Raw genomic sequence first — 19,990 nt, 5'->3', positions numbered from 1 at the left:
TCGCTGCTAGCCGCGCCACCATGTCCGTAGACGTCGCAACCGTGAAGAAGATCGCGAGCCTCGCCCGCATCGCGATCACTGAGGAGGAGGTCGCGAAGATCGCGCCTGAGCTCGACAATATTCTGGGCTGGATCGAGCAATTGGGCGAGGTCGACACTAGCGGCATTGCGCCGATGACGGCGGTCATTCCGAACAAGTTGCGGCTGCGCGACGATGTCGTCGACGCCGATCCGCTGACCGGCGGCGGCAGGCGCGACGCGGTGCTCGCCAACGCGCCGCAGGCCGAGCATGGCTTTTTCACCGTGCCCAAGGTGATCGAATAGTGAGCGACATCACCGATCTCGGCGTCCGCGATCTTCGCGATGGGGTTCGCGGCGGGGAGTTTTCCGCGCGTGATGTTGCCGACGCCTTCGTCGTCGCGGTCAGCCGCGCGAAGGGGCTGAACGCTTTTCTGGTCGAGACCCCCGACCATGCGATCGCGGCGGCGAAGGAAGCCGATGCGGCGCGCGCCGCGGGCGAGCAACTTAAGCCGCTCGCCGGCGTGCCGATCGGGATGAAAGACCTGTTCTGCACCAAAGGCGTCGCGAGCACCGCTGGCAGCCACATCCTCGAAGGCTTCACGCCCGAATACGAATCCACTGTCAGCCAGAACCTCTGGAATGCCGGCGCGGGCATGTTGGGCAAGCTCAACATGGACCAATTCGCGATGGGCTCGTCGAACGAGACGAGCTATTTCGGCAACGTGATCAGCCCGTGGAAGCGCAACGACGGCAGCAACGCGCCGCTCGCGCCGGGTGGCTCATCGGGCGGCAGCTCGGCGGCAGTGGCGGCGCGGATCTGTCCCGCCGCAACGGGCACCGATACCGGGGGCTCGATCCGCCAGCCGGCCGCATTCACCGGTATCGCCGGGATCAAGCCGACTTATGGCCGTTGCTCGCGCTGGGGCGTAGTGGCGTTCGCGTCCAGCCTCGACCAGGCGGGGCCGATGGCGCGCGACGTGCGCGACTGCACGATCATGCTCGAGGCGATGTGCGGGTTCGATCCGAAGGATTCGACGAGCCTCGACCTGCCGGTGCCAAAGTGGGAATCGATGCTCAACGCCAATCTGCGCGGTAAGCGGATCGGCATCCCCAAGGAATATCGCGTCGACAACATGCCGCAGGAGATCGAGGCGCTGTGGCAGCAGGGTGTCGACTGGGTGACGGATGCGGGTGCGGAGGTGGTCGAGGTGTCGCTACCGCACACCAAATACGCTCTGCCGGCCTATTACATCATCGCGCCCGCCGAGGCGTCCTCCAACCTCGCGCGCTATGACGGCGTGCGCTACGGGTTGCGTGACTTGCCCGAGGGCGCCAACCTGCAGGAAATGTACGCTGCGACTCGCGCGGCCGGGTTCGGACCCGAGGTCAAGCGCCGTATCCTGATCGGCACCTACGTGCTGTCGGCCGGGTTCTACGACGCATATTATACCCAAGCGCAGAAGGTCCGTGCGTTGATCGCGCGCGATTTCGATCTGGCCTGGGAGCAGTGCGACTTGCTGCTCACGCCGACCGCCCCGTCGGCGGCGTTCGCGCTAGGCGAGAAGCTGGCCGATCCGATCGCGATGTACCTCAACGACGTCTTCACCGTGCCGTCGAGCCTCGCGGGCTTGCCCGCAATGTCGGTGCCGGGCGGGCTCGACAGCGCCGGACTGCCGCTCGGGCTTCAGGTGATCGGCAAGGCGCTCGACGAACAAGGCGTGCTCGATGCGTGCCTCGCGATCGAGGAACGGGCTGGCTTCACCGCGCGCCCGGAGGCTTGGTGGTAATCGACCGGGCGGCGGTCTGATCGAGAAGGAACTCGCCGAGCGAGGCAATCACGCCGTCCAGCCCGTTTGCTTCATCGGCCCGGCGCCAGCGAAGCTCCACGCGATCGCCGATCAGACGCGGATGAAAGAAGAGGATCGCTGCGCCGCGATCGACGCCAAGCTTGAGCAGCGGGTACGAGATCGGAACGTCGATCGCGCCGATCGGCACCGCGATCGTCCGTCGTCCGTTGCGATCGCCGTCGATCAGCGCGGTGATGAGGCGGCCGGGCTGCATCATCCGGGTAAGCCGCAGCATCGCGTTCGATTGATCGAACGGAAGGTAGGAATAATAGCTGCCGGGTTTGCCCATGACCGGCGGGTTGAAGGTGCTGCGGGGCGCGATGAAGTCGCACCCGCGCTCCATCAGATAGCGCCCGGCGAGATAGAGCAGCATGGCATGGACGCCGACGAGCATCACCGGCTTGCCGCTGGCAAGCGCCTCGTCGAGCATCTCCAGCCCATCATGCGACAGGCGCGGTTCGAACCCGAGCCCAAGCTGCGTCGCGCGCATCAGCGCGAACTCAAACACATATTCCTCGACCGTCACCAGCCCCTCGGCGGCGTAATCGTCGCGGTATCGGCCGATCCCGCGAGCAATCGGCATCAGCAGCCGCCCGATCAGGCGCAGCGCGCGCCAACGATGTCTGTACGGCACCGGCGCGGCCAGCGCAGCCGCGGCGACCACGCCGAGATCGTAGGCGCGGTAGAGCTTAGCCTTCAGCGCCACGGATCGCGGTCAAGCGCGGCCGCAACGGCCACGGACGAATCCCCGAGAAACAATTCGGCCCACAACGTCCAGACCTCGAGCCATTCGGGCGACTGCGCCTCGCGAAGGCGCGGTGAGACGTTTTCCTTGAGGTAGCTCGCATAGCCCATCGCATAGGCGCGGCAATCGCGGCAATCGAGGTTCGGCGAGCAGCATTTGGCGCTCGTCGCGCTCTGGTCGACGTTGTAATGGCGGTGACGGCCGCTCAGCCGGTTGCCGCAATTGGTGGCGACGCCCGCCTCGTCCAGGTCGTACAACCCTTCCGGCCGAGTGATCCAGCTATGGTAGAGCGGCGAGTAGCGCACGGTTGCCGGGTGAAGCTGGCGCGCTTCCTCGATTCGATCGCCCGCGCGCTGCATGTCGGCTGCGGACAGGACGGGGCTCTGCGCATCGTCGCGATGCCGAAAGTAGCGCAGATCGGCCGCATCGAGCGCCTTGGCCGAATCGGCGTATTTGATGGTGGGACTGAACAGGCTGAAGGTGATCGTTGACCCTGCCTCCGCTACCGCGCGAGTGGCCGGCACGATCGTGTCGATGTTCATCGCGTTGATGGTGAAGACGAACACCGCGCGCGGGTCGCCTGCATAATTGGCGAACGCCTTACGGTTGCCCGCGCCGCGCAGTTCGACCGATGCCGCATCGTCTCCCCAAAGCGAGATGTGGATCCGATAATCCACATCGCGGGGGATCGCGACCAGGCCGTTGGAAAAGACCACGCCATTTGGGATGACGCCGTGCGCCGCACGCAGCCGTTCGAGCTCCAGCGATGGTTCGGCCCCGGCGAAATAGCCGAAATTGACGCCGCGCTCGGCTTCGGAGCGGAAAAAGGCGCGCCAGCGATTTAGGTCGGTTTCGGGGCGGTAGCGTTTGTAATCGTCGCCCGCGAAGAACAGGCAGCCTTCGCAACGCAGGTTACAGCGGTCGGATATGTCGTAATTGCTCGTGACCAGACGCCCGATGCGCCGGCGCAAGCGCGCGAAGTCGCCGCCGGTCGTTTCGGTTAACGCTGCTGACGCCACTGAACCCTCGCCCCTTTGTTCACTCTCGGCAGCTAGGGGCAGGCGATCGATTCGTACAACGAATTCCATGCTCGTGGCCGCCGCGAGCGATCGTCACTCCGCTCTGCTGCGCTCAACCGAGTCGAGAATGCGCGCGCCGGCCATGAACACCGCGATCGGACAAACAGAGAAGAGCAGCCAACCGCCGAAGCCGGGATATTGCTGGATGTAGTGCACCCCGCGCTCGACCGCGCCAAGGCCGAGGCCATAGATGATCAGGAACGCCTCGAACTTGGTCTTGATGACGAACAGGCGGGTGATCTTGGTCCACATGTCCACGTTAACGCACGCACCGTGCCAACCGCGGAAATGCGCAATTCCGCGTTAAGGAACTTGGTTAAATGTAAGTAAATCCGACAGATCTAGCGCTTTGAGCAACGCGGTGCGGGCAGAACGGATGCGGTCGATCAACGTCGGGTCGCCTATCCGGTCGATGGCGATTTCCTCAGGCCAGTGCGCTTCGATCACCGCAACGATTCGGTCGAGCTTCGCGTCATCGACCAGGAAGCGTGGATCGACGGTCGCGGGGTCGGCGACGACGCGCAGCCGAAGGCAGGCCGGGCCGCCGCCATTCGCCATCGACTGGCGAACATCGACGACTTCGATGTGTCGGATCGGGCCGTTGCCGCCGATCATCTGCTGCAGCCATTCCCAAACCGCACCATTGTCGCGCGCTTCGCCCGGGACGATCAGCGTCATGCTGCCGTCCGGCAGAGTCACCAACTGGGCGTTGAAGAGATAGGATCGGATAGCGTCGGCCAAGCTGACTCTAGCGGCAGGCACTTCGATGATTTCAGACCACGGTGCCTTGGCGGCGATGTCCGCATACAGCGAATCCTTGTTATCGAACGCCAATTCGTGCGCGAACAGGACGCGCTCGTTTGCCACCGCGACCACATCGTTATGAAACGCGCCGGCCGCGATCGCGGCGGTTGATTGCTGCGCGAAAACGGTCCGGTCCGGGTCGAGTCGATGGGCGCGGGCGACGGCTTCGGATGCCTCCCGGCGCTGGCGAGCGGGGAAGGGGCCGCCGCTCTCCCCGAAAACGAAGATTTCGATGCCGGGATCGCCGTGGCGCTCGCATAGGCGCATATGGTTCGCGGCGCCCTCATCCCCGAAGGGGGCCGGGACGGGGTCGTGGACCGTGAAGCCCGGGTTCGCGAAGGCAAGGCGAAGCTGCGCCAGCGTCTCTGGCCATTCGTGACTGCGGTGCGGCATCGTCACCAGATTGGCGACGGTCAAGTGGCATTTGCCGTCAGCGGTATCGGGCGCGGGAGAGACGGTCGCCGCGTTCGCCGCCCACATCGGCGATGCCGACAGCGCTTGTGCCTTGAGGTGCGGCGCCGCCTCGGCGTATCGCGTCGAGAGCGCCGCCAACCAGTGGTCGTCGGGGCGGTCGTGGGGTGGAAGCACACCTTGCGTTAGGCCAAGCCGCAGGTTCGCGCGCATCTTTGCGATGCCTTCGAGCGCAGCATCGCGCGGGCGTGACGTCATGCCGGCATTGTTCGTCGCGGCGAGGTTTCCCAGGCTCAAGCCGGCATAATTATGGCTCGGGCCGACGATGCCATCAAAGTTGATCTCGACCAGCATCAGGCGCGGCCGATATACGTGACCTGGTCGCCCTCGCCGACGCCGAGCGCCAGCGCTGCGGGGCGATCGATGACCACGCCGCCGCCGGCGTCGCGCACCTTTGCGAAGGCGCAGCGGAAATGCGCGAGTTCGCCGGTCGCCGCGAGCACGCGCTCACCACCGTCATCGTCAACTGCCACGACTTTCGCCGCCGTTGCGCCGGCGATGCTCTTCACGCGGTCGGTGCGCGCGGTCATGGTTGGGCCGCCGTCGAAAATGTCGATGTAATTCTCGAACGCGAACCCCTCGCTCTCGAGCATGCGCATCGCAGCGCGGCCCGACGGGTGGGGCAGGCCGATCACGCTCCGGGCACTCTCGGTCAGCATTGCGACGTAGATCGGGTGCTTGGGGAACAGGTCGGCGATGAATTGGTGGCCGTGGGTGGCGTTGAAGCGGTCGGCATCCTGGAAGTTCATCCCGAAGAAGCGCCCGGCGAGCCCGTCCCAGAACGGCGACCCGCCCGCCTCGTCGATGATCCCGCGCAACTCGGCGAGGATGCGATCGGCGAAGCGCGCGCGGTGCATCGCGATGAACAGGTACCGGCTGCGCGCGATCAGCATGCCGAGCCCACCGGCACGCTCGCCCGGGTGGAGGAACAGTCCGCCGACTTCGCTCGCGCCCTCAAGGTCGGTGCTCAAGGTCAGCATTTCCGCGCGGAATGTTCGGGCGAGCTTTTCGCTCTGCTGAGTCAGCGTGCCGATGCGGTACGAATAGAAGGGATGGTTCTGCCCGACGCGGCTGAACATCTGGCACGTCCCGCGCACGTCGCCGGTCGCGACATTTTCGAGCATCAGGACGAACACGTCGTCGCCGAGCGTGTCGTCCGGGCGCACAAATGCCGCGCTGCTTTGCGCGAGGCGCTTTTTCAGCGCGCGGCGGTCGGCGGGTAGGTTGGTGAAGCCGCCGCCGGTCAGCTTCGCCATCTCGTAAAGATGATCGATGTCGGCATCGGTCGCGGCACGGATACGAAAGCTCACAATCCCCCCTTTTTGGCGATCCTGAGGACGGTCAGCGCCGACAGCGCGGCGCGTTCGACCAGGCTGTCGACCAGCAGGAATTCGTCCGTCGAATGGATCGCGCCGCCGCGCGCGCCCATCGTGTCGACCACCGGTACGCCGGCAGCGGCGATATTGTTGCCGTCGCACACGCCGCCGGTCGCTTTCCAGGCGATGTCGAGGCCGATCTCGCCGCCGGTTTGCTTGACGAGCGCGAACAGCTTCGCGGCGCCATCGTCGATCGGTTTCGGCGGGCGGTTGAAGCTACCGTGCAACTCGATCTGCACGTCTCGGTCGCGCGCGACCGCGGAAATAGCGCCGTCGATCGCGGCTTGCGCGGCGGCGATCGCTTCGGCCGAGGCGGGGCGGAAATTGATCCGCAGGATGGCAAGGTCGGGTACGACGTTATTCGGACCGCCGCCTTCGATGCGCGCGGGATTTACCGCCAGTCCAATCTGCTTGGCCGCGAAGAGCCGCACCGCGAGGTCGCTTGCCGCGACGATGGCGTTGCGTCCGTCGTCGGGGTTGCGCCCGGCATGAGCGCTCTTGCCGCGAACGACGATCGAGAAATTGCCGGTGCCGCCGCGCGCGCCGGCCAGCGTGCCGTCGGCGAGCGCCGGCTCATAGGTCAGCGCTGCGACCTTGCCGCGCGCCAGATTGGCGATCAGCGCGGCGGACGAGAACGAACCCGTCTCCTCGTCCGAATTGATCATCACGTCATAACCGATCCGCGCCCCAAGCGGCGACGCCTCTACCGCCTTGAGCGCTGCCAGCAGCAGCGCTAGCCCGCCTTTCATGTCGGCAACGCCCGGACCGTTCAGCGTATTATCGTCGAGAAAGCGCTGATCCTGAAACGGATGGTCGGCGGGATAAACGGTGTCCATGTGCCCGGTGAACAGCATCCGCGTCGGCGCTTCGGGTCGGACCTTCACCACCAGATGCTGACCGTGATCGAGCGTCGCGACGGTGCCGTCCGCGGTGACGCTGCTCGCGGGTTCGGGCGCGACCAGCGACACCTCGCCCGGCAGCACGGAGAAGGCATCGGCCAGCGTCCCTGCCATGGTTTTCAGCCCGCCAAGATTGCGCGTCCCGCTATTGATCGCCGCCCAGGCGCGGGTGTGTTCGAGCATCGGCTCGGCGGCGAGCCGATCGATAAGCGCGGCAGAGGATGTCATGCCCGCCGTCTAGGCGGTTCGCGCGTCGGGGTCGAGGTGAGGCCGAAACGCCGCGAGCACGTCCTCGTAGAGCTGCCGCTTGAACGGAACGATCAGCTTGGGGAGTTCGTACGGACTCATCCAGCGCCAGGACATGAATTCCGGATGCGCCGTGGCGAGGTTGATGTCGGTGTCCTCGCCCGTGAAGCGGTACAGGAACCACGTCTGCCGCTGGCCGCGATATTTGCCCTTCCACACCTTGCCGACCAGATCGTCGGGCAGATCGTAGAAGAATTCGCCGGGAGCCTCCGCGATCGGCTCGAGATGATCCGGGCGAACGCCGATCTCCTCGCCCAGCTCGCGGATCGCCGCGGTTCGCGCGTCTTCGCCGTCGTCGATGCCGCCCTGCGGCATCTGCCACGCTTCCATCGTCGCATCGAGCCGTTGCCCGACGAACGCGAGCCCGTCGCGGTTGAGCAGCATCACTCCGGCGCAGGGGCGGTAAGGCAGGTCTTCCGTGGTGGTCATTCGGCGGCTTGGGCCATCACGCGATCGCCTTCGGCCTCGACAATCAGATCCTTGAGCGCAGCGAGCGCCCCGGCGACATCACCCGCTGCCGAGGGGATCGCCTGGCGCAAGGTGATGAAACCGTGGATCTGTCCCTTCGCCTCCCGGAACACCACCGGCACGCCGGCCTTAGCGAGCGCGGCGGCATAGGCGCGGCCCTGGTCACGGATCGGGTCGAGACTGGCGGTGACGATCACCGCTGGCGGCAACCCGGCGACATCGCCGCGCAACGGCGAGGTGCGGACATGCTCAAGCTCCGCGGCATAAGCGGCGGCGAACCATTCCATGCCGTCGCGGGTCAGCAGATAACCATCGGCAAACTCGCTGTACGAGGGATATTCCTGCGCCATGTCCGTCGCGGGATAGAAAGGCAGCTGCGCAATGACCGGGACCTTGGCGGGTGAGTCGCGCAACGCCATCGCGGTCACCACCGCCAGATTGCCGCCCGCGCTATCCCCGGCAACGATCAGCGAGGTAACGGCGCGGCCGAACTCGCTTGGGCTGTCGGCGATCCACCGCGTAGCCGCTTCGCAATCGTCGGGCGCGGCGGGCCATGGCGATTCGGGGGCGAGGCGATAGCCGACCGAAATCACCGGCAGATCGAGCGCCCGCGCCATTTCCGCGCAGAAGCTGGCGTGAGTCTCGACATTGCCGATTACGAACCCGCCACCGTGGAAGAAGGCCACGACCGGCCCCGGCTCGCGGTTGGCGCGCGGATCGAACAACGTCGCGGGAATGTCGCCGGCGGGGCCGGGGATCGCGAGATCGAGTCGCGTACCGAGCTGGCCGACCGGCGGATCGGCCACGTCTTTCATTGCAAGATATTGCGCGCGGGCCGCCGGCGCATCGAGCTGGTGCATCTTCGGGCCGGGTATGTTGTTCAGGAAATCGAGGAATCCGCGAACATCGGGGCGGACGAAGGGCTCGGTCATTCAGCTATCCTCTCGTGATTTGAGTTCCTAAATAAAACCGATGATCGCGGTCGTCCATCACCCCGACTATGTCGCGCCGGACCAGCCGAAATCGGGCTATCAGTGGAACAAGAACGGCGCGATCCGCGACTTGCTGCGTGAAGCCGGCGATAGAGTCGAATGGTTCGAGCCGGAAGCGATGCCACGGCGCTGGATCGAGGCAGCGCACGATCCAGCCTATGTCGCGGAGGTCATCGAAGCGCGCGTGCCGCGCGAGAAGGAGCGACGGATAGGCTTCCCCGTCAACGCGGTGGTCGCGAACCGCGCGCAGATCGTGCCGGGCGGGACGTATCTCGCCGCCAAGCTGGCGCTCGAACGCGGCTATGCCGCCAACAGCGCGGGCGGGAGCCATCACGCGCTTGCGGACACCGGGGCTGGCTATTGCCTGTTCAACGACCTCGCCATCGCCGCGATCCGGCTGGCGAGCGAAGGGCGGCGCGTGCTGGTCGTCGATTGCGACGTTCATCAGGGCGACGGCACCGCAGCGCTGACGGCAGGGCTGCCGGGAATCGCGACCTATTCGATCCACGCCGAAAAGAACTTTCCGGTGCGCAAGGCCATGTCGACGCTCGACGTGCCGTTGCCGGACGGGGTGGGAGACGATGCATATCTCGAAACACTCGAAGCGACGCTGGAACCGATGCTCGATACCGAGCAGCCCGATGTGATCCTGTACCAGGGTGAGGTCGATCCGTTCGGTGGCGACCGGCTGGGGCGGCTCGATCTGACTGACGACGGGCTGCGGCGACGCGAGCAATTGGTTGCGCGGCTGGCGATCGAGCGCGGCATCCCGCTCGCGAGCACCGTCGGCGGCGGCTATGGCGACGATGTCCTCGCCATCGCGCGCCGCCACGTCGCGGCTATCCTGACGCTGGGACAGGCTTTCGAGGAGCGATGGCAAAGAACGGTTTTCACACAGGCGTAACCGATCTAGGTTGGTGCGCAGGGGCTCCCGGCGCATAGAGAAGCCCAATCAAGACCGCAGGAACAGTGCCGATATGGCGACAGCCGCCCACGAAGTGACGCCGCAAGAGGCGTCGGCCCACCCCAACGCAGAATCGATCGTCGTCCGCTTTGCCGGCGATTCCGGCGATGGCATGCAGCTGACCGGGGGGCAGTTTACGCTGTCCACCGCGCTGGCGGGCAACGATCTGTCGACCTTCCCGGACTTCCCGGCGGAGATCCGCGCGCCGCTCGGCACGCTGTTCGGCGTTTCGGCCTTCCAGATCAATTTCGGATCGACCTCGATCGAGACCGCTGGCGACGCGCTCGACGTTCTGGTGGCGATGAACCCAGCGGCGCTCAAGACCAACGTCGACGCGCTCAAGCTGGGCGGGCTGATCATCGCCGACAGCGGCGAGTTCACCGAACGCAACCTCGCCAAGGCGAAGTACGACGCCAACCCGCTCGAGGATGGCAGCCTGGCCAAATGGCAAGTGCTGGCGTTCAACATCTCGCAACTGACGCTCGACGCGGTGAAGCCGTTCGGGCTCGGCAACAAGGAAGCGCTGCGCTGCAAGAACATGTGGACGCTGGGGCTCGCGCTGTGGATGTTCGACCGCGACCGCCACACGCTGATCGATTGGCTCAAGGCGAAGTTCGCCAAGGCACCGACGCTGGCGGAGGCCAACATCGCCGCGATCAACGCCGGCCATGCCTATGGCGAGACCGCGGAGATTGCCGGACCGCTCAAGCAGCATCATGTCGCGGCCGCGCCCGCAGAGCCTGGCCTCTACCGCACCGTGACGGGCGCCGACGCGATTTCGATGGGACTGGTCGCGGGCGCGCAGCTGGCGAACATCCCGATGTTCTTCGGCGGCTATCCGATCACGCCCGCGTCGGCGATCCTGCATCATTTGAGCCGCTTGAAAGAGTTCGGCATCACGACCTTCCAGGCAGAAGACGAGATCGCCGCGATCGCCAGCGCGATCGGCGCGTCCTATGCCGGACAGCTCGGGGTGACCTCATCCTCGGGGCCGGGCATCGCGCTCAAGGGCGAGGCGATGGGGCTCGCGATCATGACCGAGCTGCCGCTGGTCATCATCAATTCTCAGCGCGGCGGGCCATCAACCGGGCTGCCGACCAAGACCGAGCAGTCGGATCTCTATCAGGCGGTCTACGGCCGCAACGGCGACGCGCCGATGCCGGTGATCGCCGCGCGCAGCCCGTCCGACGCGTTCGAGGTGGCGATCGAAGCGGTTCGCATCGCCACGCAATACATGACGCCGGTGATGGTGCTGACCGACGGCTACATCGCCAATGCCGCCGAGCCGTGGAAGGTGCCCGCGGTTAGCGACTACGCGCCGTTTCCGGTCCAGTATCTCGATGAAGCGCCCGCCGGGGGGTTCCAGCCTTACTCGCGCGACGCCAAGCTGGCGCGGCCCTGGGTCAAGCCTGGCACGCCGGGACTACTCCATCGGATCGGCGGAATCGAGAAGGCGCAAGGCACCGGCAACATCGACTATTCGCCCGCCAACCATCAGGCGATGACCGACATCCGCCAGGCCAAGGTTGCCGGGGTTGAGGTACCTGACCAGCAGGTCGAAATCGGCGAGGAGAGCGGGCAGCTTGTGGTGGTCGGCTGGGGCTCAACCTTCGGCCCGATCCATCAAGCGGTGCGCCGGGCGCGTCGCAAGGGCCAGGATGTGGCGCATATCCACATCCGCCACATCTGGCCGATGCCGGCCAATCTGGGCACGTTGTTGAAGAGCTACGACAAAATACTGGTGCCCGAAATGAACACCGGTCAGCTCAAGACCGTGCTGCGCGACCAGTTCCTGGTCGATGCGCGACCGCTCAACAAGGTCAGCGGCCAGCCGTTCCGCATCGCCGAGATCGAGGCGGCGATCGACGCGATATTGCACGGCGGATCGGGCGGCGAGGTGCCGGCCGACCACACGCAATTGCCCGAGCCGGTATCGGGGCACGACGACGGCAGCCTGCGCGAGCACCACTCGCCGCAATCCTGAGCACTGCATATTCGAAGTCGACGCTCGGTTCGTCGGAAAGGTTTGAAATGAACGACATGACCCCACCGCAAAAGTCGCTGCCCAAGGATTGGGAGACCGACCAGGAGGTGCGCTGGTGCCCCGGTTGCGGCGACTATGCGATCCTGAAAGCGGTGCAGCGCACGATGCCGGAAATCGGCGCGCGGCCCGAGAACACCGTGTTCGTCAGCGGCATCGGCTGCTCGTCGCGCTTCCCCTATTACATGGAAACCTATGGCTTCCACACCATCCACGGCCGCGCGCCGGCGGTGGCGACCGGGGTCAAGCTCGCCAATCCGGAGCTCGACGTGTGGATCATCACCGGCGACGGCGACGCGCTGTCGATCGGCGGCAACCACACGATGCACCTGTTGCGGCGGAACCTGAATTGCCAGGTTTTGCTGTTCAACAACGAGATTTACGGCCTGACCAAGGGGCAATATTCGCCGACCAGCCGCGTCGGGACGCGCAGCCCGTCGACTCCGTTCGGATCGGTCGATCGCCCGGCGGCGCCATGCGCGTTCGCGCTCGGATCGGGCGCGCGGTTCGTCGCGCGCGGGATCGACGTCCACAAGAACCTGCCGATGGTGCTCAAGGCAGCCTATGCCCATCAGGGCGCAGCGTTCATCGAGATCTTCCAGAACTGCATCGTCTATAACGACGACGTGTTCGCCGCCTTCACCGAAAAGGCCAATGCCGGCAATCAGATGTGGGTCACGCACGGCGAGCCTTTGCTGTTCGCGGGCGGAACCAAGGGACTGGCGATGGATATCAATCGGCTAATGCTCAAGGTCGTCGATGTGACCGATGGCGACTGGCAGGGCGCGGGGGTCGCGGTCCACGACCAGACCAATCGCGGCCTCGCGCACATGCTGGTCGAGATGCCGTTCGGCGCGTTCCCGATGGCGCTCGGCGTGTTGTACGACGATCCCGCGCCGACCTTCGACAGCGCGGTGATCGCGCAGAACAAGGCGGCCGCCCACGGCAAGAAGCCCGATCTGCAAAAGTTGCTGAGCCAGGGCCAGACCTGGATGGTCGAGAAACAGCCGCACGTGATCTGAAAGCTTGCGACGACGCTAACCAAATTGCTTGGCGGTGACAGAGCGCTGGTGCATGGATCGCGGCATGGATGCGCCGGCAAAGACTCGGGGGCAGCGCAGCCTTGGCGGACCGCTGGCTTGGATCGGCCGGCGGGTGCTCGGGCGCATCGACCGCGGGCTCGAACGCGGCGCGATCACCGTCTCGCTCCCTGGCGATGTCCCGGCGCGGCTCGGCGGGCGCAGCGCGGGCCCCGAGGCGATCGTCATCCTGCATAGTTGGCGCGCGCTGTGGCGGCTCGTGGCGGGTGGCTCCGTGGGGTGGTACGAAGCCTGGGCGGCGGGCGAGTGGGAAAGCCCCGATCCGGTCGCCTTGTTCGAGCTGTTCACGCTCAACCGGCATGCGCTTGCCGAAACCGGCCGCGCGCATGGCATGTGGCGCTGGTTGCGCCGCGCGTGGCACCGGGCGCACCGTAACGACCGTGCCGGTGCACGGCGCAACATTCACGAGCACTACGATCTCGGCAACGAGTTTTATGCGCTGTGGCTCGATCCCAGCATGACCTATTCGAGCGCCAGGTTCGCCGCGCCGGACCAGTCGCTCGAGCAAGCGCAGCACGCCAAGCTTGCCGCAATCCTTGGCCGCACCGGCGCCAAGCCCGGCGACCGGGTGCTCGAGATCGGCTGCGGCTGGGGCTCGTTCGCCGAGACGGCGGCGCGAGCGCGAGTCGATGTCCATGGCATCACCTTGTCGGCCGAGCAGAAGGCTTATGCCGAGGCGCGGCTGGCGGGCCTCAACACCGCCAGCACCGAGATCGAGCTGGTCGACTATCGCGACGTGACCGGCACCTATGACGGCGTCGCGAGCATCGAAATGGTCGAGGCGGTCGGCGCGGAATATTGGCCCGATTACCTCGCCGCGATCGCGCGCGCGCTCAAGAGCGGGGGCCGCGCGGCGATCCAGTTCATCTCGATCGACGATGCGATCTACGACGGCTATGCACGCAACGTCGACTTCATCCAGCGCTATGTCTTCCCCGGCGGGATGCTGCTCTCCGAAAGCCGGTTCCGCGCGATCGCCGAGAAGGTCGGGCTGGCGTGGCGTGACCGGCACGGCTTCGGGCTCGATTATGCCGAGACGCTCAAGCGCTGGCGCGAAGCGTTCGATGCGGTGGTTGCGGCGGGGCGGCTGCCGGAACGATTCGACAAGCATTTCATCGGCTTGTGGCGCTATTATCTGATGTATTGCGAAGGCGGGTTCCGCGGCGGCGCGATCGATGTCGCGCAAGTGACGCTGGTGAAGGACTGATCCGCGCTAAGGTCACACCAAGGTCACACTATCGCGCATGAAACATGCGGTGAGAATGATCGCGGATACGACGACAACGAGCAACAGCGAGCCAACACGGTGACACGCGAAATCCTACATTGAAAGCAGGAATTTAGCCGACTCGTTCGATATAGCCGGATGCGAAATCTTCGGTCAGCAACGCGACGATGCGGCCCGCTACCGCTTCGGGCGGCTTGACGCTCGCCGGGTCCTCGCCGGGATAGGCGCGCTCGCGCATCTTGGTGCGGGTGGCACCGGGATCGAGCACCGCGACTCGGATATTGGTCACCGCTTCGACTTCCTCGCCATAGGCGAGCACCAAGGTCTCCATCGCCGCCTTCGACGCACCGTACGCGCCCCAATAGGCACGTGGCTTGCGCCCGACGCTCGACGTTAGCGCGATCACGCGGCCGTGCTTTGATTTGCGCAAAGGCCCGTCGAATGCGGCGATCAGCGCGGCTTGCGCCGAGACGTTGAGCGTCATCACGCGTGCGAACTCGGCCGGATCGATCGCCGGCACCGCCGATAGCGACCCGAGCGTCGCCGCGTTGAGCACCAATATGTCGAGCGCTCCCCAGCGCTCGGCCACCGCGGTCGCGAGCCGCGCTATGCTGTCGGTCTCGGTCAGATCGAGCGGGGCGATCGTTGCGCTGCCGCCGGCCGCGTGGATTTCCTCCTCGACCGCCTCCAGCGCCCCCGCCGAGCGCGCGGTCAGGATGACGTGCGCGCCTTCCGCGGCAAGCGCCTTGGCGGTGGCGGCGCCGATCCCCCGGCTCGCGCCGGTCACCAGCGCGAGTTGTCCTTCAAGTGTCATATTTATTCCGCGGCTTCGTGGAGAGCGAGTTCGTCGATCGCGTCGTGATCGGTCAGGCGAGTCGGATAGTCGCCGGTGAAACAGGCGTCGCAATAGCGCGGCGTGAGATCGTCGCGCTTCGCCTCGCCCAGTGCCTTGTAGAGCCCGTCGATCGACACGAACGCCAGGCTGTCGGCGTGGATGAAATCGGCCATTCCCTCGACCGAGAAGCGCGACGCGAGCAGCTTTTCGCGCTCGGGCGTGTCGACGCCGTAGAAGCACGGATTGTTGGTCGGGGGGCTGGCGATCCGCATGTGCACCGCGCGTGCGCCGGCCTCTCGCATCATCTCGACGATCTTGAGGCTGGTGGTGCCGCGCACGATCGAATCGTCGACCAGAATGATCGACTTGCCAGCGATCAGCGCGCGGTTGGCGTTGTGCTTCAATTTGACGCCAAGACGCCGGATCTGGTCGCCCGGCTGGATGAAGGTGCGCCCGACATAGTGCGAGCGGATGATGCCGAGTTCGAACGGGATTCCCGATTGCTGGGCGTAACCGATTGCGGCGGGAACGCCCGAGTCGGGGACGGGAATGACGATGTCGGCCTCGACGGGCGCTTCCCGCGCGAGTTCGGCGCCGATCGCTTTCCTGACCGAATAAACGGACTGATCATCCGCGATCGAATCGGGGCGCGAGAAATAGACCCATTCGAAGATGCATGGGCGCGGATTGGCCTGGGCAAACGGGCGTAGCGAGCGGAGCTGGCCGTTCTCGACGATCACCAGTTCGCCCGGGTCGATCGAGCGGACGTATTCCGCGCCGACGACGTCGAGCGCGACGGTTTCCGACGCGAAGATATAGGCGTCGTCGAGCCGCCCCATGATCAGCGGCCGGATGCCTAGCGGATCGCGGCACGCGATCATCCCCTGCGGCGTCAGCACGACCAGCGACCAGGCGCCCTCGACTCGGCGCAGCGCGTCGATGAACTTGTCGAGCGGATCGCGGTACGAGCTGGTCGCGACGAGGTGCAGGATCACCTCGGTGTCGCTGGTCGACTGGAAGATCGCGCCGCGCGCGACAAGGTCGTCGCGCAGGAACATCGCGTTGGAAATGTTGCCGTTATGCGCGACTGCAAACCCGCCGGTGGCAAGCTCCGCATAGAGCGGCTGGACGTTCCGCAGCGCGGTCTCGCCCGTGGTCGAATAGCGCACATGCCCGCACGCGACGTTACCGCGCAGCGCGCCCATGATCTCGTCGCGGTCGAAATTGCCCGCGACGTGTCCCATCGCACGGTGGCTATAAAAGTGTGTGCCGTCCCACGACGTGATCCCGGCGGCTTCCTGTCCGCGATGCTGAAGCGCGTGCAGGCCGAGCGCGACCAGCGCGGCGGCTCCGTCGGCGCCGGACACGCCGAATACGCCGCATTCCTCGCGGAGCTTGTCGTCCTCGAACGGGTTGGTCGTGAGCATTGGGATCCGGTGCGGTGGCGCGAGAGCCATATAGTGACGCCGCATGCGTTTGTCGCCCATTTGTCACGGAGTCCGGCGCGGAATATGACCGCTCCATGAGCGATTCACGCGATACCGGACTGACCCTGGACCCCAGATGGGACGCGAACGGGCTGATCACCGCGGTGGTGGGCGATATCGCCGGGCAAGTTTTGATGGTCGCGCACATGAATGCCGACGCGTTGCGCGCGACGATCGAGAGCGGAGAAGCGGTGTTCTGGTCGCGCAGCAGGCAGGAATTGTGGCGCAAGGGCGCGACCTCCGGCAACACGATGCGCGTGCGCGAGATACGGATCGATTGCGACCAGGATGCGGTGTGGCTGATCGTCGATGCGGCGGGACCGGCGTGTCATACGGGGGAGGCGACGTGCTTCTTCCGGCGAGTGGTGGGTGATCGGTTGGAGCGGGTGGAGTGAGAGAGGCGACCTCTCGCCTCAAGACACCTCCCCGGCGAAAGCCGGGGTCCAGTTGGAGAGAGCTGAGCGAAAGAGCGATGCGCGTCGCCATGCTCGTTCCCCACCTGGGCCCGGGCTTTCGCCGGGGAGGCGTGGGAGGGGTGTTGGCACTTGTGCTTCTGACCGCTTGCTCCGGGGAGTCCTCCACCCCCGACGCGCCACCCACCCCGACCAGCCTCGAAGCCGCCGCGATCGACGCGGGGATCGTCCCCGATCCCGCCAACACCGACCCCACCGGGCTCTACGCGCGCGACCGCGACAAGATCTGCGTCGTCCCCAGCGCGACCGCATTTCGAGTGGGCATCTACGTCGATTACGGCGACGACTTCTTCTGCAGCGGCACCGGCGAGGCGACTCGCGCGGGGGAGACATTGCACGTCGAACTGACCAGCGCCCCCGGTTGCAGCTTCGACGCGAGGTTCGAAGGCGACCGCATCTCGCTTCCCGGCGCGCTGCCCGATGCTTGCCGAAAAGCGTGCTCGAAACGCGCCTCGCTCGCCGCGCTCAGCGTCGAGCGGCTGAGCGATTCGCCATCCGAAGCCGCGGCGCTGCGCGACGGGCGCGGCAGGATGCTATGTGCGGGCGGCAAATAGCGGCGCTCCCTTTGACGTAAACGTAATGCACGCGTAGAAACGGGCCATGACCTGGGTGCCGTCCTACGCGCCGATCGAGCCGCTGCCCGAGCGCGACGATTTCTCGATTTCCGACCTGTCGGCCGAGTTCGGTGTCACCGCGCGCGCGCTGCGTTTCTACGAGGATGAAGGGCTAATCGCCCCCGAACGGAGGGGTACACAGCGCATCTATTCGCACCGCGACCGCGCGCGGCTGGCGTGGATCCTGCGCGGCAAGCGAGTCGGCTTTTCGCTGACCGATATCCGTGAACTGATCGACCTGTACGATGTCGGCGACGGCCGGCGTACGCAGCGCCAGCGCACGATCGACCGTTGTCACGACCGCATCGCGACGTTGAATGCACAGAAGCGCGACATTGATGCGGCGATCGCCGAACTGACTGAATTCACCGCCTTGCTCGAAGAAGGCGCGCGCGCCGACACGAAGGACTGACCATGCCGCAATACACGCCCCCGGTGCGCGACACGCGCTTCGTGCTCGATCATGTGCTCGGGCTCGACCGGTACGCGAACCTCCCCGGGTTCGCCAACGCCACCCCCGACATGGTCGAGGCGGTGCTCGGCGAGGGCGGGAAGTTCGTCGCGGAGGTGCTGTTCCCGCTCAACCAATCGGGTGACCTCGAGGGCTGCACGCGCAACGACGACGGCAGCGTGACGACGCCCAAGGGGTTCAGAGAAGCTTACGTGAAGTTCGTCGAATCGGGCTGGGGCACGCTGAGCGCTCCGGCGCAGTTCGGCGGGCAGGAGATGCCGCACGTCGTCTCGACCGCATTCCAGGAATATATGATCTCGTCGAACATGGCGTTTGCGATGTATCCGGGGCTGACCCACGGCGCGATCGCCGCTTTGCTGACCAAGGGATCGCCCGAGCAGCAGGAGAAATACGTCCCCAAGATGATCTCGGGCGAGTGGTCAGGGACGATGAACCTGACCGAGCCGCAATGTGGCACCGACCTCGGGCTGATCCGTACCCGCGCCGAGCCGCATGTGGATGGGTCCTATTCGATCACCGGCACTAAGATCTTCATCTCGGCCGGCGAGCATGACCTGACGAGCAACATCATCCACTTGGTGCTCGCGAAAACGCCCGGCGCGCCCGACAGTTCGAAGGGCATTTCGCTGTTCGTGGTGCCCAAGTTCCTGGTCGGTGACGACAGCTCGCTGGGTGAGCGTAATGCGGTGTCGTGCGGCTCGATCGAGCACAAGATGGGAATCCACGGCAATTCGACGTGCGTGATGAATTACGACGGCGCGAAAGGATGGCTGGTCGGCGAGGAGATGAAGGGGCTCGCCGCGATGTTCATCATGATGAACGCGGCGCGGCTCGGTGTCGGGCTGCAGGGACTCGGGGTGGCGGAGACCGCCTACCAGAACGCCGTCCAATACGCGCATGATCGCCGTCAGGGCCGAGCGCTGACCGGCGCGGCCGACCCGCAGGAAAAGGCCGATCCGCTTTTCGTCCACCCCGACGTGCGACGGATGTTGATGGACGCCAAGGCGCTAACCGAAGGGCTGCGTGCTCTGTGCCTGTGGGGGGCGCTCCAGGTCGATCTCGAACATGCGGCGGCGAGTGAGGACGAGCGGCAGCACGCCGCCGACCTGGTCGGGCTGCTGACCCCGGTGATCAAGGGTTACGGCACCGACAAGGGCTACGAGATCGCCACCGCCGCGCAGCAAGTCTATGGCGGGCACGGCTATATCCGCGAATGGGGGATGGAGCAGTACGTCCGCGATGCGCGGATCGCGATGATCTACGAAGGCACCAACGGCATTCAGGCGATGGACCTGGTCGGGCGCAAGCTCGCGCAGAATGGCGGCCGCGCGGTGCAATTGCTGTTCAAGGTCGTGGCGGAGGATGTCGCGGCGGGCAAGGCCGACCCAGCGACCGCAGATTTCGCGGCGCGGCTGGAGAAGGCCAATGGCGAATTACAGGCCGCGACGATGTGGTTCATGGCCAACGGCATGACCAACCCGAACAACGTCGCGGCGGGCGCGTATAGCTACATGCATTTGATGGGGATCGTCGCGGTCGGGCTGATGTGGCTGCGGATGGCGATCGCGGCGGCGAAGCTCAAAGCGGCCGGGGAGGGCGATGCTGCTTTCCTCGATGCCAAGCTAACGACGGCGCGCTATTTCGCGGAGCGGATCATGCCCGATGCCGGGGCGTTGCGGCGCAAGATCGAGGGTGGCGCGGACGCGTTGATGGCGATCCCCCCGGAGATGTTCGCTGCCTGAATTCCCCTCCCTTCAAGGGAGGGGAGT

The 19,990-nt window shown here is 65.7% G+C and carries 20 protein-coding genes; 10 read left to right on the top strand and 10 right to left on the bottom strand.

Annotated elements, in window-relative coordinates:
• Positions 1–20 precede the first annotated feature (20 nt).
• Both gatC and gatA read left to right on the top strand, forming a co-directional pair.
• On the top strand, positions 21–323 hold the full coding sequence (gene gatC / locus VH326_RS04860; protein WP_329630657.1) for an Asp-tRNA(Asn)/Glu-tRNA(Gln) amidotransferase subunit GatC: 303 nt from the start codon (positions 21–23) through the stop codon (positions 321–323).
• Positions 323–1,807 (top strand): Asp-tRNA(Asn)/Glu-tRNA(Gln) amidotransferase subunit GatA, encoded by a 1,485-nt coding sequence (gatA, locus tag VH326_RS04855; RefSeq protein ID WP_329630656.1) that lies wholly within the window; start codon positions 323–325, stop codon positions 1,805–1,807. The genes gatC and gatA overlap by 1 nt, the downstream gene beginning before the upstream one ends.
• Here gatA and VH326_RS04850 read toward each other — a convergent pair.
• The 8 genes from VH326_RS04850 to VH326_RS04815 form a co-directional block, all read right to left on the bottom strand.
• Positions 1,779–2,573, bottom strand: coding sequence for a hypothetical protein (locus VH326_RS04850; RefSeq protein WP_329630655.1), 795 nt, complete (start codon positions 2,571–2,573; stop codon positions 1,779–1,781). The two genes, gatA and VH326_RS04850, sit on opposite strands and share 29 nt — an antisense overlap.
• Positions 2,564–3,631 (bottom strand): radical SAM protein, encoded by a 1,068-nt coding sequence (locus VH326_RS04845; RefSeq protein WP_329630654.1) that lies wholly within the window; start codon positions 3,629–3,631, stop codon positions 2,564–2,566. The genes VH326_RS04850 and VH326_RS04845 overlap by 10 nt, the downstream gene beginning before the upstream one ends.
• 93 nt (positions 3,632–3,724) lie before the next feature.
• On the bottom strand, positions 3,725–3,943 hold the full coding sequence (locus VH326_RS04840) for a hypothetical protein (protein WP_329630798.1): 219 nt from the start codon (positions 3,941–3,943) through the stop codon (positions 3,725–3,727).
• A gap of 51 nt (positions 3,944–3,994) precedes the next feature.
• On the bottom strand, positions 3,995–5,260 hold the full coding sequence (locus VH326_RS04835) for an N-succinylarginine dihydrolase (RefSeq protein ID WP_329630653.1): 1,266 nt from the start codon (positions 5,258–5,260) through the stop codon (positions 3,995–3,997).
• Positions 5,260–6,276, bottom strand: a complete 1,017-nt coding sequence (locus tag VH326_RS04830) for an arginine N-succinyltransferase (RefSeq protein WP_329630652.1) — start codon at positions 6,274–6,276, stop codon at positions 5,260–5,262. The genes VH326_RS04835 and VH326_RS04830 overlap by 1 nt, the downstream gene beginning before the upstream one ends.
• Entirely contained in the window at positions 6,273–7,469 is a 1,197-nt protein-coding gene (locus VH326_RS04825) for a hydrolase (RefSeq protein ID WP_329630651.1), read from the bottom strand. The genes VH326_RS04830 and VH326_RS04825 overlap by 4 nt, the downstream gene beginning before the upstream one ends.
• Positions 7,470–7,478: 9 nt before the next feature.
• The gene (locus tag VH326_RS04820; protein ID WP_329630650.1) at positions 7,479–7,976 is read right to left on the bottom strand and encodes an RNA pyrophosphohydrolase; all 498 of its coding nucleotides are present in this window, start codon (positions 7,974–7,976) and stop codon (positions 7,479–7,481) included.
• Entirely contained in the window at positions 7,973–8,947 is a 975-nt protein-coding gene (locus tag VH326_RS04815; RefSeq protein ID WP_329630649.1) for an alpha/beta hydrolase, read from the bottom strand. The genes VH326_RS04820 and VH326_RS04815 overlap by 4 nt, the downstream gene beginning before the upstream one ends.
• Positions 8,948–8,987: 40 nt before the next feature.
• On the opposite strand from VH326_RS04815, the gene VH326_RS04810 reads away from it, so the two are divergent.
• The 4 genes from VH326_RS04810 (at position 8,988) to VH326_RS04795 (ending at position 14,319) form a co-directional block, all read left to right on the top strand.
• Complete coding sequence (locus VH326_RS04810; protein WP_329630648.1) at positions 8,988–9,911, top strand: histone deacetylase; 924 nt, start codon at positions 8,988–8,990, stop codon at positions 9,909–9,911.
• Between the two features lie 73 nt (positions 9,912–9,984).
• The gene (locus VH326_RS04805; RefSeq protein WP_329630647.1) at positions 9,985–11,955 is read left to right on the top strand and encodes a 2-oxoacid:acceptor oxidoreductase subunit alpha; all 1,971 of its coding nucleotides are present in this window, start codon (positions 9,985–9,987) and stop codon (positions 11,953–11,955) included.
• Positions 11,956–12,002: 47 nt separating this feature from the next.
• A complete protein-coding gene (locus VH326_RS04800) occupies positions 12,003–13,034 on the top strand; it encodes a 2-oxoacid:ferredoxin oxidoreductase subunit beta (RefSeq protein WP_329630646.1) in 1,032 nt (343 codons plus the stop codon).
• 64 nt (positions 13,035–13,098) lie between these two features.
• Positions 13,099–14,319 carry a cyclopropane-fatty-acyl-phospholipid synthase family protein gene (locus tag VH326_RS04795; RefSeq protein ID WP_329630645.1) on the top strand — a complete coding sequence of 407 codons (1,221 nt, stop codon included), beginning with the start codon at positions 13,099–13,101 and terminating at the stop codon, positions 14,317–14,319.
• A 133-nt stretch (positions 14,320–14,452) separates the two neighbouring features.
• Here VH326_RS04795 and VH326_RS04790 read toward each other — a convergent pair whose 3' ends face one another.
• Together VH326_RS04790 and purF are read right to left on the bottom strand one after the other, a co-directional pair.
• Complete coding sequence (locus VH326_RS04790; RefSeq protein ID WP_329630644.1) at positions 14,453–15,154, bottom strand: SDR family NAD(P)-dependent oxidoreductase; 702 nt, start codon at positions 15,152–15,154, stop codon at positions 14,453–14,455.
• Positions 15,155–15,156: 2 nt separating this feature from the next.
• Positions 15,157–16,602 carry an amidophosphoribosyltransferase gene (gene purF, locus VH326_RS04785; RefSeq protein ID WP_329630643.1) on the bottom strand — a complete coding sequence of 482 codons (1,446 nt, stop codon included), beginning with the start codon at positions 16,600–16,602 and terminating at the stop codon, positions 15,157–15,159.
• Positions 16,603–16,697: 95 nt separating this feature from the next.
• Here purF and hisI point away from each other — a divergent pair, with 95 nt between their 5' ends.
• The 4 genes from hisI to VH326_RS04765 all read left to right on the top strand — a co-directional run bounded on the left by hisI (position 16,698) and on the right by VH326_RS04765 (position 19,963).
• Positions 16,698–17,057: a phosphoribosyl-AMP cyclohydrolase gene (gene hisI, locus VH326_RS04780; RefSeq protein WP_329630642.1), complete on the top strand. Its 360-nt coding sequence runs from the start codon at positions 16,698–16,700 to the stop codon at positions 17,055–17,057.
• 140 nt (positions 17,058–17,197) lie between these two features.
• The gene (locus tag VH326_RS04775; RefSeq protein ID WP_329630641.1) at positions 17,198–17,689 is read left to right on the top strand and encodes a hypothetical protein; all 492 of its coding nucleotides are present in this window, start codon (positions 17,198–17,200) and stop codon (positions 17,687–17,689) included.
• A gap of 46 nt (positions 17,690–17,735) precedes the next feature.
• Positions 17,736–18,161 carry a MerR family DNA-binding transcriptional regulator gene (locus tag VH326_RS04770; RefSeq protein WP_329630640.1) on the top strand — a complete coding sequence of 142 codons (426 nt, stop codon included), beginning with the start codon at positions 17,736–17,738 and terminating at the stop codon, positions 18,159–18,161.
• Between the two features lie 2 nt (positions 18,162–18,163).
• A complete protein-coding gene (locus VH326_RS04765; RefSeq protein ID WP_329630639.1) occupies positions 18,164–19,963 on the top strand; it encodes an acyl-CoA dehydrogenase C-terminal domain-containing protein in 1,800 nt (599 codons plus the stop codon).
• The last annotated feature ends 27 nt before the right edge of the window (positions 19,964–19,990 follow it).

The organism is Sphingomonas sp. (assembly GCF_036269755.1).
Lineage (GTDB): Bacteria > Pseudomonadota > Alphaproteobacteria > Sphingomonadales > Sphingomonadaceae > Sphingomonas.
The sequence above is the reverse complement of the archived record's forward strand: the minus strand, read 5'-3'. Positions and strand labels throughout refer to the sequence as shown.